The following is a 14,057-nucleotide window of genomic DNA, read 5'->3' as shown; positions in this document are numbered from 1 at the left end:
GGTTCGCGACTAACGTCGTGCCCCGGAATGACGGAGAACGTACCTTCAGCTCAGCCCTTCTTCGGCTCCCACGCCTCGATCGGACCGCCGGCCTCGCGCCAGGCGGCAAAGCCGCCGCCCATATGCGCGACCGGCTTCAGGCCCATGTCCTTTGCGGTCTTGGCTGCCAGTGCCGAGCGCAGGCCGCCGGCGCAGTGGAAGATGAACTTCTTGTCTTCCTGGAAGATCGGCTTGGCGTAGGGGCTGTTCGGATCGATCCAGAACTCGAGCATGCCGCGGGTGCAGGAGAACGCGCCGGGGATCTTGCCGTCGCGCTCGATCTCGCGGGGATCGCGGATGTCGACGATCACGACGTCGTTCTTGCCGATCATGGTGATCGCATCGGCCGCGCTGATGGTCTCGATCTCGGCATTGGCCTCGTCCATCATCACCTTGATGCCGCGGTGGATGTTCTGGGGCATGGGGCTCTCCCTTTGTCCTTGTCTTTTGCCACCGTCATTCCGGACAGACGCGAAGCGGGTGATCCGGAATCTCGAGATTCCGAGTTCGATGCTTCGCATCGCCCCGGAATGACGGAAGTTATTACCGCACCAGCTCCCGCATCGCGTTCTCCAGACCCTCGATCGTGATCGGATACATGCGCTCGGAGAACAGGCGGCGGATGATGGTGGTCGATTCCGAATAGTCCCAGTGCTTCTGCGCCACCGGATTGAGCCACACCGCGTGCGGATAGGTACGGGTGATGCGGTCGAGCCAGACCGAGCCGGCTTCTTCGTTGACATGCTCGACCGAGCCGCCGGGCACCATGATCTCGTAAGGCGACATCGAGGCGTCGCCGACGAACACCACCTTATAGTCGTGCGGGTACTTGTGCAGCACGTCCCAGGTCGGCGTGCGATCGGTGAAGCGCCGCTTGTTCTGCTTCCAGACGCCCTCATAGAGGCAGTTGTGGAAGTAGAAATATTCCATGTGCTTGAATTCGCTCTTGGCGGCCGAGAACAGTTCCTCGACCTGCTCGATATGCGAATCCATCGAACCGCCGATGTCGAAGAACACCAGTACCTTGACCGCGTTGCGCCGCTCGGGGCGCATGTGCACGTCGAGATAGCCGTGGTTGGCGGTCTCCTTGATCGTGGTGTCGAGGTCGAGCTCGTCGGGCGCGCCGGTGCGCGCGAACTTGCGCAGCCGCCGCAGCGCGACCTTGATGTTGCGGATGCCAAGCTCGACATTGCCGTCGAGATCCTTGAACTCGCGCTTGTCCCACACCTTCACGGCGCGGTTGTTGCGGTTCTTCTCCTGCCCGATGCGCACGCCCTCGGGGTTGTAGCCGTGGGCGCCGAACGGCGAGGTGCCGGCGGTGCCGATCCACTTGCTGCCGCCCTGGTGGCGGCCCTTCTGCTCCTCGAGCCGCTTCTTCAAGGTCTCCATGAGCTTGTCCCAGCCCATGGCCTCGATCTGCTTCTTCTCTTCCTCGGTGAGATATTTCTCGGCGAGCTTCTTCAGCCACTCCTCGGGGATCTCCGCCTTGCCCATGGCGTCGAGCAGGCTCTCGAGCCCCTTGAACACGGTGCCGAACACGCGGTCGAACTTGTCGAGATTGCGCTCGTCCTTCACCAGGGCGGCGCGCGACAAATAATAGAAGTTCTCGACCGTCTGTTCGGCGAGGTCGGCGTCGAGCGCTTCCATCAAGGTCAGATATTCCCGGAGCGTCACGGGGACCTGGGCGGCGCGCAGTGATGTGAAGAACTGGAGGAACATGGTTACTTAAATCGCCCGCGGGGCCGGTGGCGTCAAGGGCCCCCGGCCTTGCTCCATTCCGAGATCAGCCATTCGTTTCCACCCGGTAGCTTCCTGCGCTCCGGCTCCGCCGGAGGCGCCTGCACGACCCGATGCAGCCATGCGCAGGCCGCCGGGCATTCCGCGCAGCGGAAAGATGATGAATGACATTCCATACTGACACCGCCTTCGGTACCGCTGCGCTGCGGAATCCGCGCTAGACCGGCCGGGTTTTTCAACTACAATTGTATGTGACAGGTCATTGAGGCAGAGGCTGTTTGAATGGGCATCATTGCGGCACTGGTGATCGGTGCGATTGCCGGCTGGCTCGCTGGACTGATCGTGCGCGGCGCGGGCTTCGGGCTGATCGGCAACATCGTCGTCGGCATCATCGGCGCGCTGGTGGCGGGCTGGCTGTTGCCGCAACTCGGCGTCAGCCTCGGCAGCGGCACGGTCCGCGACATCGTCAACGCGACGATCGGTGCCGTGGTCGTGCTCGTGATCCTGTCGCTGATCAGGCGGGTCTGATCGAACAATTTGCAGTTCCCACGGCCGCTGCGAGAGCGGTCGTTTCATGTTGAGGCCGAACCGGCCAACGAACGAAGCAAGGCAAAGAGATAGATGAAATTCACCGGTACCAAGGACTACGTCGCCACCGATGACCTCAAGGTCGCCGTCAATGCCGCCATCGTGCTCGAGCGCCCGCTGCTGGTGAAGGGCGAGCCCGGCACCGGCAAGACCGTGCTGGCCGAGGAAGTCGCCAAGGCGATCGACGCGCCGCTTTTGACCTGGCACATCAAGTCGACCACCAAGGCGCAGCAGGGCCTCTACGAATACGACGCGGTGTCGCGGCTGCGCGACAGCCAGCTCGGCGACGCGCGGGTGTCCGACATCAAGAACTACATCAAGCGCGGCAAGCTGTGGGAGGCCTTCACCAACGAGAAGCGCCCGGTGCTGCTGATCGACGAGATCGACAAGGCGGACATCGAATTCCCCAACGACCTCCTGCTCGAACTCGACCGCATGGAGTTCCACGTCTACGAAACGGGCGAGACCATCAAGGCGAAGCTGCGCCCGATCGTGATGATCACGTCGAACAACGAGAAGGAACTGCCGGACGCCTTCCTGCGCCGCTGCTTCTTCCACTACATCAAGTTCCCCGACGCCGACACGATGAGCCAGATCGTCGACGTGCACTTCCCCGGCATCAAGAAGCGGCTGGTGGAAGAGGCGCTGCGGATCTTCTTCGAGGTCCGCGAGGTTCCGGGCCTGAAGAAGAAGCCCTCGACCTCCGAGCTGCTCGACTGGCTCAAGCTGCTGCTCAACGAAGACATCACGCCCGAGATGCTCAGGGAGCGCGATCCGCGCAAGCTGATCCCGCCGCTGCATGGCGCGCTGCTCAAGAACGAGCAGGACGTGCATCTGTTCGAGCGGCTGGCGTTCCTCAGCCGCCGCGAAGTCTAGTTTCGAGATCGGCAGGCGCCGGGCAATGGCTCCGGCGTTTTGCTTCCATCGCTCAACAAACAAGCCAACAACAAGAAGACCAGGGAAGATGAACGTCCAGACCCAGATCCGCGCCGCCGAGCCGGTCGCCACAGAGCATTTCGACGTCCTGATCGCAGGCGCCGGCATCTCCGGCGTCGGCGCCGCCTACCACCTCACCACGCAATGCCCGGGCACCAGCTTCGTGGTGCTGGAGACGCAGAAGACGTTCGGCGGCACCTGGTCGACCCACCGCTATCCCGGTATCCGCTCGGACAGCGACCTGCACACCTTCGGCTATCGCTTCAAGCCGTGGACCAGCGCGCCGATCGCGAGCGCAGCCGAGATCCTGAAATACATGGGCGAGGTGATCGAGGAGAACGACCTCAACCGCCACATCCGCTATCGCCACACCATCACCGCGGCGAAGTGGTCGAACGAGACCAATCTGTGGACCATCGATGCCACGCGCATCGACACCGGCGAGCGGCTGCGCTTCACCACCAACTTCTTCTGGATGTGCCAGGGCTACTACCGCCACGACGCGGGCTATACGCCCGAATGGACCGACATGGCGAAGTTCAAGGGCACGGTCGTGCATCCGCAGACCTGGCCCGACGACCTCGACTACAAGGGCAAGCGCGTGGTCGTGATCGGCTCCGGCGCCACCGCCGCGACCCTGATTCCGGCGATGGCCAAGGACGCCGGCCACGTCACTATGCTGCAGCGTTCGCCGACCTATTTCCGCACCGGCCGCAACGCGATCGAGATCGCCGAGGAGCTGCGCAGGCTGCAGGTCGACGAGGCCTGGATCCACGAGATCGTCAGGCGCAAGATCCTGTTCGAGCAGGACGCGTTCACCAAGCGCACCTTCGCCGACCCCGAGGGCGCCAAGAAGGATCTGCTGGCCGCGGTCGAGGCCGTTCTCGGCAAGGACTACGATATCGCCACGCATTTCACGCCGAGCTACCGGCCGTGGCGGCAGCGCATCGCCTTCGTGCCGGATGCCGACCTGTTCCAGGCCATCAAGGGCGGCAAGGCATCCGTCGTCACCGACGAGATCGACCGCTTCACCGAGAAGGGCATCCTGCTCAAGTCCGGCAAGGAGCTCGAGGCCGACATCATCATCACCGCGACCGGCTTCCATCTCTCCGCCAATGGCGGCATCGACTTCGAGATCGACGGCAAGCCGCTCGACTTCAAGGACACCGTGACCTATCGCGGCATGATGTTCACCGGCGTGCCGAACCTCGTCTGGGTGTTCGGCTATTTCCGCGCCAGCTGGACCCTGCGCGTCGATCTGGTCGGCGACTTCGTCTGCCGCATGCTCAAGCACATGAAGACAACCGGCGTGAACAAGGTGACGCCGGCGCTGCGCCCCGAGGACCACAACATGCCGCTGCTGCCGTGGATCGATCCGGAGAACTTCAACCCCGGCTACATGATGCGCGGCATGCACCTGTTGCCGAAGCGCGGCGACAAGCCGGAGTGGCAGCACAACCAGGACTACTGGGCCGAGAAGGACGAATTCCCCGCGATCGACCTCGACGACAAGGCGTTCGTCTACGGCTGAGCTGCTTCCTTCTTCCGGTCACCGGCTGCTGATCCCGTCACCCTGAGGAGCGCGTAGCGCGTCTCGAAGGGTGCACGGCCCCGCTGGTGGCCGTCGATGCTTCGAGACGGCCGCTGCGCGGCCTCCTCAGCATGACGGTGATAGATGAAACGCGCTGATCAAAGAGCGCGTCACGTCTTCATCAAACACTCCGTCATTGCAAGGAGTGATCGCGACGACTTGTCCGCCGAAGCCTTGGCGAAGGCGGAAGCAATCCATGCATCCGCACACGCGGAGAGATGGATTGCTTCACTCCGCTCGCAATGACGCCCCCCTCACGCATACTCCGGCAGCTTCGCAGCCGCCTCGGGCGTCTTGCCGCGGATCATGTCGGAGGCCTTGTCGGCGATCATCAGGGTCGAGGCGTTGAGATTGGCCGAGATCATCCGCGGCATGATCGAGGCGTCGATCACGCGCAGGCCCTCCATGCCATGGACCCGAAGCTGGTCGTCGACCACGGCCCAGGGCGCGTCGGCCGGTCCCATCCGGCAGGTGCAGCCGGGATGGAAGGTGGTGGTGCCGCGCTGGGTTGCGGCCGCAAGCAGCTCCTCGTCGCTCGTGACCTTCGGACCGGGAAAGTCCTCATAGGCGAAATACGGCTTGAGCGGCTCGGAGGCGAGCAGCCGGCGCGCCAGCTTCATGCCGGCGACGACGACGCGGCGGTCGATCTCCTCGGCGAGATAGTTGGTCTGGATGATCGGCGGCGCGAACGGATCGGCCGAGCGGATGCGGACATAGCCGCGGCTCTCCGGCCGTTGCTGCCATGAGGCGACCGTCATGCCGGGCTCGTCCTCGAGCTGGCCCTGCACGCCTTCCTTGTAGCTCGCCGGCGTGAAGGTGAGCTGCAGGTCGGAGCTCTCGGTGGTCTCGCCGGAATGCCAGAAGCAGTAGACCATGGTCGGCGACAGCGACAGCAGCCCGCGCCGCGTCGTCGCCCATTTGATCGCCTCGCCCCACAGGCTGAAGCCGCGGCGCAGCTCGTTGATGGTCCGGATGTTCTTGACCCGCGCCACCGAGCGCGGCGCGTAGTGATCCTGCAGGCCTTCGCCGACACCGGGCAGCGCGTGGCGCACCTCGATGCCGTGCGATCGCAACAGGTCCGGCGAGCCGACGCCGGACAGCTGCAACAGCTGCGGCGAGTTGTAGGCGCCGCCGGAGAGGATGACCTCCTTGGTGGCGCGGATCTCCAGGGGATCACCGTGCTTGCCGCCGCGGTTATAGCGGACGCCGACCGCGCGCTTGCCCTCGAAGATGATACCGGTGACATGGGCGTGCGTGCGCACATCGACATTCGGACGGCGGCGCGCCGGATGCAGGAAGGCGGTCGCGGCGCTGACCCGGCGGCCGTTCAGGATGGTGCGCTGGCAATACGACACGCCCTCCTGGATCTGGCCGTTGTAGTCAGGGTTGCGCGGAATGCCGAGCGAGACCGCGCCCGCCATGAAGGCCTCGCAGAGCGGGTCCTGCCAATCCATCGTGGTGACGGTGAGATTGCCATTCCGACCACGATAGGTGTCGTCGCCCTCACCGATCCGCCGCTCCATGCGCCGGAAATACGGCAGCACGTCAGGGTAGCCCCAGCCGCGATTGCCGAGCTGCGCCCAGGTGTCGAAATCCTGGCGCTGGCCGCGGTTGTAGATATGGCCGTTGATCGAGGACGAGCCGCCGAGCGTCTTGCCGCGCGGCGCGTAGATGCTGCGGCCGCCGGTGTAGGGACCAGGCTCCTGCTGGTAGGCCCAGTTCACGCTCTTCATGTGGAAGGTCTTGATGAAGCCGGCCGGCAGATGGATGTAGGGATGCCAGTCGCTCGGCCCCGCCTCGAGCACGCACACCCGCGTGCCCGCGTCTTCACTCAACCGGTTGGTCAGCACGCTTCCGGCGGAGCCCGCGCCGATGATCACATAATCGAACGTTTCCATCGTCTCGTTTCTGGCGCCGACCACCGTGTCAGCGCGGCTTTTCGTTGAGTTGATAGTTGAGATGCGCCTTCACCGTCGGCCATTCGCTGGCGATGATGCTGTAAACCACGGTGTCGCGCAACGTGCCGTTGGACGCGATCTGGTGGCTGCGCAAAATGCCGTCCTGCTTGGCACCCAAACGCTCGATGCCGCGCCGGCTCTGGTGATTGAAGAAATGCGTGCGGAACTCGACCGCGATGCAATCGAGCTTCTCGAAGGCATGTTGCAGCAGCAGCAGTTTGCACTGCGTGTTGACCGCGCTGCGCTGCACGCGCTTGGCGTACCAGGTCGAGCCGATCTCGACGCGGCGGTTCGGCGTGTCGACATTCATGTAGGTGGTCATGCCCGAGATCCGGCCATCGGCATCGAACACCGTGAAGGGCAGCATGGAGCCGGCCTTCTGCAAGCCAAGCCTGCGGTCGATCTCTTTCGCCATGTTCTCCGCTTGCGGAATCGCGGTGTACCAGAGCTTTGACAGCTCGCCGTCCTTCACCGCCTCGGTCAGTCCAGCGAGGTGATCATGCGACAGCGGTTCAAGCCGCGCATGCGCGCCGCGAAGGGTGACCGGTTCAAGCCAGGGCATTCGAAATCTCTCCGTTGTTGTCATTCCGGGGCGATGCGCAGCATCGAACCACAGATGCGCAATTGCGCATCGGGGAATCTCGAGATCCCGGGTTCGATGCTCACGCATCGCCCCGGGATGACGATTGCGCTTTGCGAAGCGCAATCGTCACTTGTTCAGAAAATTCAGCGGCAATCCCGGCCGCGACCAGTCCATCGCGATCAGCTCACCCTTGCCCGACAGCGTGATATAGGCGGTCTTCAGATCCGGGCCGCCGAACGCGATGTTGGTGGTGACGCGGTCGCCGGTCGGCACCTGCTCGACCACGGTGCCGTCGGGCGCGATCACCGAGATGCAACCCGAGATCAGCGTCGCGACGCAGACATTGCCGTTCGCTTCGACGGCGAGTGAATCAAACATCTGGTAGCCGCCAAGGCCGGCGATCGGCTTGCCGCGCTCGCCACGATAGATCACGTCGCGCGGCTTGATGGTGCCGGGCTCGGACACCTCGTAGGCCCACAGCCGCGCCGTCGGCGTCTCCGCGATGTAGACGGTCTTCTCGTCCGGCGACAGACCAATGCCGTTGGCCGGCAGGATGCCATGCACGGCCTCGACGATCTCGTTCATGCCGGGCTTCAGGTAATAGAACGCGCCGACATCCATGTCGCGGGCGCGGCGCTTGCCGAGATCGGAGAACCACAGGCCGCCCTGCTTGTCGAACACCAGATCGTTCGGCCCGCGCAGCTCATGCTCGCCGCACTTCGTCACCACGGTCTCGACCTTGCCCGATTGCAGATCGACGCGCTGGATCGAGCCGCCGAGATAATCCTCCGGCTGCGGTCCGGGCATGATCATGTTGCGGGTCGGGATCCAGGAGAAGCCCCCATTGTTGCAGATGTAGATCTTGCCGTCGGGACCGAGCGCGGCGCCGTTCGGGCCGCCCGGCACCTTGGCGACGATGTCCTTGCGCCCGTCCGGATAAACCCGGGTCAGCCGCTGGCCGCGGATTTCGACCAGCACGACCGAGCCGTCGGGCATGACGACCGGACCTTCGGGAAACTCGAGATCGGTGGCGAGAACTCGGATATTGGCCATGGCATCCTCCCGGCTCTTTGGCTGCCGGCGGTCTCCGAACGGCCCCGCACGCGCAACGTTGTTGTTTCATCCTGTTATGGCAAACGGGGTTTGGCTTGCCAAGCAATCCAGGGCGCAAGGCTGCCCGGCGTTGCGGTGGGATGGGCGCCACATCCATCGCTGTCGTCGCTGCGCGTTGCGGACACACACATGCAGAACAAACAGGGTGTCATCACCCGCGAATGCGAAGGCGGGTGATCCAGTATTCCAGAGGCGGTCGTTATTGAACCGATGGGCCGCGGCGTACTGGATCGCCCGGTCGAGCCGGGCGCTGACAGATGCGGGCCGCGCGATTGCGTCAGCTCAACGAGCCCGCGTGCACCCACCAGCCGGGATGGTCGGCGCGGAGCTTCTCGCCTGCGGCCTCTGCGTCGGCGTCGGTTCCGAACACGGCAAAGCAGGTCGCGCCGGAGCCGGACATGCGCACCAGACGAACGCCGGTGGTCGCACGCAGCGCGGACAAGACGTCGCTGATGACGGGCTCGATGCGCGCGGCGGGAGATTCGAGATCGTTGGTGCCGCGCGACAGTGCCGCGATCCAGTCGTCGACCGCGCTGCCGGCCTCCGGCCAGGCCGGCGCCTGCATCACGACATCGGTGGCGCCGATCAAAAGCTCGCCATGGCGCAGGCCGAGCGCATTGAAGACGTCCTTGGTCGCGACCGGCAGGCGCGGGTTGACCAGCACGGCCGGCATCTTCGGCAGGTCGAGCGGGAGCAGGCCCTCGCCGACGCCGGTCATGTCGCAGGCGCGCGAGGCGACGCACACCGGCACGTCGGCGCCGGTTTGCAGCGCGACCTCCATGATCCTGCTGTCATCGAGCGAGAGCTCGTTGAGCCGCGCCAACAGCCGCAGCGCCGCCGCGGCATCCGCGGAACCGCCGCCGATGCCGGCGGCAACCGGCAGCACCTTCTCCAGCGTGAAGTGGCCGACCTCGAGATCCACAACGCGCTCGCCGAGCAGCCGCGCGGCCTTGAGCACCAGATTATCAGACGTATCTCCGCAGGCATCGGCCAGCGGCCCCGCCATCGTCAGCGACAGCTCCGGTCCCGGCTCCAGCATGAGACGATCGGCGCAATCGGCAAACGCGACGACGCTTTCGAGGTCATGAAACCCATCGACGCGCCGCCCGACAACCTTCAGTGTCAGGTTGACCTTGGCACGCCCTTCTTCAATCAGCGCCGGCACGGCGATAAACCCCTAAAAAACAATGATCGTGAGCGATTAGCGTAAATCGCCTCACGATCCTATCCCTTTGTTTGGACGGAAATTCCGGGTTTTCGCACGCGCCGGACGCGGGCAAACCGTCATGCTCGTGACTGCTCCGTCATTCCGGGGCGCCCGAAGGGCGAACCTCAGACGCGCAACTGCGCATCGGGGAATCTCGAGATTCCGGGTTCGATGCTTCGCATCGCCCCGGAATGACAAAGCAAGTGGACAAACGTCAATGCCCGGGACGAGCCCGGGCATCACCGTTTTCTCCGGAAATGTAGTGCGAGGGTGCCGACTAACCACCCTTGCCGTCGTCGTCCTTCTTCTTGTCGGCGGCGGCGGCGTTCGAGGTGTCGTCCGGCAGGCCGTTGTCGATCTTGGCCTGGATCTTCGGCAGCTCTTCCGGCTCGGGCTTGAGGTCGCGGGCGTGCGCCCACTGGAACTTGGCTTCCAGCGTGCGGCCGACGCGCCAATAGGCATCGCCGAGATGGTCGTTGATGGTCGGATCTTCCGGCTTGAGGTCGATCGCGCGCTCGAGGTTCTTCACCGCCTCGTCGTAATTGCCGATCCGATAGTAAGCCCAGCCGAGCGAGTCCACGATGTAGCCGTCGTCAGGGCGCTGATCGACGGCACGCTTGATCATCTTCATGCCTTCGTCGAGGTTGATGCCCTGGTCGATCCAGGAATAGCCGAGATAGTTCAGCACATGCGGCTGCTCGGGCTGCAGCTCGAGCCCCTTGCGCATGTCGGCCTCGGCCTTGTTCCACTGCTTGGAACGCTCCTCGCAGATGCCGCGGTAGTAATAGGTGACCCAGGCATTCTTGTCGCCGCTGCCGGCCGGCAGCGCCTCGATCGCCTGCGAATAGGTGGTGGCGCAGTCGGCGAACTTCTTGCGGCCGCGCTCGATGTTGCCGAGCGCCAGGATCGCCTCGATGTCCTTCGGCTGATCCGCGGTGACTTCCTTGAGGATCTTGATCGCCTCGTCGCTGCGGTCGGCGGCGTCGAGATTGGTCGCAAGCTGGATCTGCGCATTGCGCTTCAGCGGCGAGGACGCCGGCATCCGCTCATAGACCTTGATCGCCATCTGCGGCTTCTTGACCGATTCATAGAGATCGGCGAGCGACAGCAGCGCCAGCGGATGGTTCGGCTGCAGATAGAGCGCGAGCTGCAGGTAGACCAGCGCGAGGTCCTCGCCGCCGCGACGGGTCAGCGTCGCGCCGATGCCGTACAGCGCTTCGGCAGCGCCGGCCTGCGGGCTGTCGACCAGCGGCGGCAGCTTCTTGCCGGCCTTGGTCTCCTTGATGCCTTCCAGCACCAGCGGATGGCGCGGCAGCTTCTTGTCGAACGCCTCGTACATCGCGGTGGCGGCGGCGGCGTCCTTGTTGCGCGAGGTCCAGCGCGCATATTCGTCGACCGTGCGCAGCATCGAATCGTCGAGCTTGTAGACCTTCTCGAAGCGGGCGCCGGCGTCCTTCTCCTTGCCGGACAGCTCGTAGATCATGCCGGCGTGCAGGTCCTTGAAGATCGGATACCATTCGGGGCCGGTCAGCTTGTCGATCGAGGCGACCGCGCCCTTGCTGTCGCCGGCGCCATAGGCGGCCCAGGCCGACAGCAGCGTCGCCACCAGATCGGTGATCGGGCCGCGCACCGACTGGTTGATGTTGGACTGCGCGGCGGCGTACTTCTTCAGCTTGAGGTCGCGCACGCCGACCACGAGGCGGGCGACGCGGTTGGCCTTGTCCTGGGTCAGGATGCGGTCGGCGAGCTTGACCGCCTCGTCGATGTCGCCGTCGGCGAGCGAGGAGATGAAGGCGCGGTCGAGCAGCTCGGAATTCTTCGGATCGGTGCGCAGCGCGGAGCGGTAGAACGCCGCGGCGGAGGCCGCATCGCGTTCGACACTGGCGTGGCGGGCGGCGAGATAGCTGCCGGCCGTGGTCAGCGATTTCAGGTCGGTCCTGGACGGGAACTGGGCGGTATTGTCGGTCGGATGTTCCGGCGTTTGCGCCGACAGCTGCGCAGGCACGGCAAGCGCCGCGGCAGCAAGAAGGGCAATCGTCAGGCGGTTGAAACGGGTGGACAGCATCACGGTCGCCTTGCTCCAGGGATTTACGCCAAGATGGATTTTACGGCCAAGATCTTGCGATCAGTCTCAAAATGCGAACCCAAGCGGCGGCATCACGGCGAGCGACAATGCCGCTTTTGGCGGTCATCCGCAAGGATCGCCCAAAGGCAATCCGTGACGAATCAATTGGCAGATTAGGCCCTTGGATCCGCCGATCCAGCCAGCCCCCGCAAGACGCTCCCACTATGGCGGTATCGTGACCGGGCCGGGCATATTCGCGCGCAGACGCAAAAAGCGCCGGATCCTGACGCCGCGGCACCTTGTTCCGAGTGTTCGGACGCATCCGACAGTGCAATCCGGCCGCTTCCGCAAGGCAGAGGCCAAGCGGAGGTTGCGGCGGGCTGCGCTCGGCCTCACGCAAATGTGGTCGGCTTACATCGCCTCGTAATTCGGACCGCCGCCACCCTCCGGAGGAACCCAGGTGATGTTGCCGTTGGGATCCTTCACGTCGCAGGTTTTGCAGTGGACGCAGTTCTGGGCGTTGATCTGGAAGCGCGGTCCTGCCGATTCCTCGACCCACTCGTAGACGCCGGCCGGGCAATAGCGGTTGGACGGACCTGCGAACACGTCGTGCTCCGACGTCTTCTGCAGGTTCATGTCGGCGACCTTGAGATGGACCGGCTGGTCCTCCTCATGGTTGGTGTTGGACAGGAATACCGACGACAGTTTGTCGAAGGAGATCTTGCCGTCCGGCTTCGGATAGGCGATCGGCTGGTGCTGCTTGGCGGGATCAAGCGTCTTGCGGTCGGGCTTGGCGTGCGACTGGGTGCCGAACAGCGAGAAGCCGAGCGTGTTGCACCACATGTCGAAGCCGGACAGCGCCATTCCGAGCAAATTGCCGAACTTCGACAGCAGCGGCTTGGCGTTGCGGACCTTGAACAGATCCTTGCCGATCGCCGACGAACGCCAGGCATTTTCATACTCGACGAGCTCGTCATTGGCGCGGCCGGCGCCGAGCGCGGCGGCGAGATGCTCGGCGGCGAGCATGCCGGAGCCCATCGCGTTGTGGACGCCCTTGATGCGCGGGACGTTGACAAAGCCCGCGGCGCAGCCGATCAGCGCGCCGCCCGGGAAAGAGAGCCGCGGCACCGACTGGTAGCCGCCCTCGGTGATGGCGCGCGCGCCATAGGCGAGGCGCTTGCCGCCTTCGAACAGCTCGCGGATATCGGGATGCGTCTTCATCCGCTGGAATTCGTCGAACGGCGACAGATACGGATCGGAGTAATTCAGATGCACGACGAAGCCGACCGCGACGCGGTTGTCGTCGTAATGATAGAGGAACGAGCCGCCGCCGGTCTTGTCGTTCAGCGGCCAGCCGAGCGTATGCTGCACCCGGCCCTTCTTGTGCTTCGCCGGATCGATCTGCCAGACCTCCTTCAGGCCGATGCCGAACTTCGGCGGCTCGGAGTTAGCGTCGAGCTTGAACTTCGCGATCAGCTGCTTGGACAGCGAGCCGCGCGCGCCTTCGGCGAACAGCGTGTACTTGCCGAGCAGCTCCATGCCGCGGGTATAGGAATCCTTGTGGCTGCCGTCCTTGGCGATGCCCATGTCGCCGGTCGCGATGCCGCGCACCGCGCCCTTGTCGTCATAGAGCACTTCGGCCGCGGCGAAGCCCGGATAGATCTCGATGCCGAGCGCTTCCGCCTTCGGCGCCAGCCAGCGGCAGACATTGCCGAGCGAACCGATGTAGTTGTGGTGATTGTGCATCAGCGGCGGCATGATGAAGTTCGGGATGCGGAACCAGCCCTGCGACGTCGCCCAGTAGAAGCGGTCGCTCGTGACCTGGGTCTTCAGCGGACAATCGGCATCCTCGCGCCAATCGGGCACGAGCTTGTCGAGGCCGGCCGGATCGATCACCGCACCCGACAGGATGTGCGCGCCGACCTCGGAGCCCTTCTCCACCACGACGACCGAGAGCTCCGGATTGAGCTGCTTCAGCCGGATCGCGGCCGACAGGCCGGACGGGCCGGCGCCGACGATGACGACGTCGAATTCCATAGACTCGCGCGGAGGAAGGTCTTCAGCACTCATGATCTTTGATCTCAGCCCATTGAGAACGCTTCTAAGCTTTTCAGAGGTCGTTGTTTCCGATTTTTAGCGGAAGGACAACCATGGAATTGCGCTTTGCGAGGTTTCGCGCGGCCGCGACGCCGCAGGAGCATAGTTCTTTTCCAAAAACCGGCCTCCACTTTTCCCGTTGA

The 14,057-nt window shown here is 64.2% G+C and carries 11 protein-coding genes; 3 read left to right on the top strand and 8 right to left on the bottom strand.

Translation table 11 applies throughout. The features are described from left to right. Window positions 1-50: 50 nt before the first annotated feature. On the bottom strand, window positions 51-461 hold the full coding sequence (locus QDT69_RS27495; RefSeq protein WP_279709597.1) for a rhodanese-like domain-containing protein: 411 nt from the start codon (window positions 459-461) through the stop codon (window positions 51-53). 121 nt (window positions 462-582) lie between these two features. Then, the gene (locus QDT69_RS27490; protein WP_279709596.1) at window positions 583-1,758 is read right to left on the bottom strand and encodes a VWA domain-containing protein; all 1,176 of its coding nucleotides are present in this window, start codon (window positions 1,756-1,758) and stop codon (window positions 583-585) included. Window positions 1,759-2,058: 300 nt separating this feature from the next. Between QDT69_RS27490 and QDT69_RS27485 the strand changes: the two genes are divergently transcribed. From QDT69_RS27485 to QDT69_RS27475, 3 genes are all read left to right on the top strand, one after another. Then, window positions 2,059-2,304: a GlsB/YeaQ/YmgE family stress response membrane protein gene (locus QDT69_RS27485; protein ID WP_050422003.1), complete on the top strand. Its 246-nt coding sequence runs from the start codon at window positions 2,059-2,061 to the stop codon at window positions 2,302-2,304. Between the two features lie 93 nt (window positions 2,305-2,397). Further along, window positions 2,398-3,240, top strand: a complete 843-nt coding sequence (locus QDT69_RS27480; protein ID WP_050422002.1) for a MoxR family ATPase — start codon at window positions 2,398-2,400, stop codon at window positions 3,238-3,240. 88 nt (window positions 3,241-3,328) lie between these two features. Continuing rightward, the gene (locus tag QDT69_RS27475; RefSeq protein WP_279709595.1) at window positions 3,329-4,831 is read left to right on the top strand and encodes an NAD(P)/FAD-dependent oxidoreductase; all 1,503 of its coding nucleotides are present in this window, start codon (window positions 3,329-3,331) and stop codon (window positions 4,829-4,831) included. A gap of 314 nt (window positions 4,832-5,145) precedes the next feature. Here the strand turns inward: QDT69_RS27475 and QDT69_RS27470 are convergent, their stop codons facing one another. The 6 genes from QDT69_RS27470 to QDT69_RS27445 form a co-directional block, all read right to left on the bottom strand. Beyond that, window positions 5,146-6,789 (bottom strand): GMC family oxidoreductase N-terminal domain-containing protein, encoded by a 1,644-nt coding sequence (locus tag QDT69_RS27470; RefSeq protein WP_279709594.1) that lies wholly within the window; start codon window positions 6,787-6,789, stop codon window positions 5,146-5,148. 28 nt (window positions 6,790-6,817) lie between these two features. Next, window positions 6,818-7,411, bottom strand: coding sequence for a GNAT family protein (locus QDT69_RS27465; RefSeq protein WP_279709593.1), 594 nt, complete (start codon window positions 7,409-7,411; stop codon window positions 6,818-6,820). 147 nt (window positions 7,412-7,558) lie between these two features. Beyond that, the gene (locus QDT69_RS27460; RefSeq protein ID WP_279709591.1) at window positions 7,559-8,485 is read right to left on the bottom strand and encodes an SMP-30/gluconolactonase/LRE family protein; all 927 of its coding nucleotides are present in this window, start codon (window positions 8,483-8,485) and stop codon (window positions 7,559-7,561) included. Window positions 8,486-8,822: 337 nt separating this feature from the next. Beyond that, the gene (locus QDT69_RS27455; protein WP_279709590.1) at window positions 8,823-9,710 is read right to left on the bottom strand and encodes a 4-(cytidine 5'-diphospho)-2-C-methyl-D-erythritol kinase; all 888 of its coding nucleotides are present in this window, start codon (window positions 9,708-9,710) and stop codon (window positions 8,823-8,825) included. A gap of 319 nt (window positions 9,711-10,029) precedes the next feature. Then, the gene (locus tag QDT69_RS27450; protein WP_279709589.1) at window positions 10,030-11,817 is read right to left on the bottom strand and encodes a tetratricopeptide repeat protein; all 1,788 of its coding nucleotides are present in this window, start codon (window positions 11,815-11,817) and stop codon (window positions 10,030-10,032) included. Between the two features lie 411 nt (window positions 11,818-12,228). Beyond that, window positions 12,229-13,887, bottom strand: a complete 1,659-nt coding sequence (locus tag QDT69_RS27445; protein WP_279709588.1) for an electron transfer flavoprotein-ubiquinone oxidoreductase — start codon at window positions 13,885-13,887, stop codon at window positions 12,229-12,231. Window positions 13,888-14,057: the final 170 nt, after the last annotated feature.

Source organism: Bradyrhizobium sp. CER78 (assembly GCF_029846235.1).
In the GTDB taxonomy this organism is placed as follows: domain Bacteria; phylum Pseudomonadota; class Alphaproteobacteria; order Rhizobiales; family Xanthobacteraceae; genus Bradyrhizobium.
The sequence above is the reverse complement of the archived record's forward strand: the minus strand, read 5'-3'. Positions and strand labels throughout refer to the sequence as shown.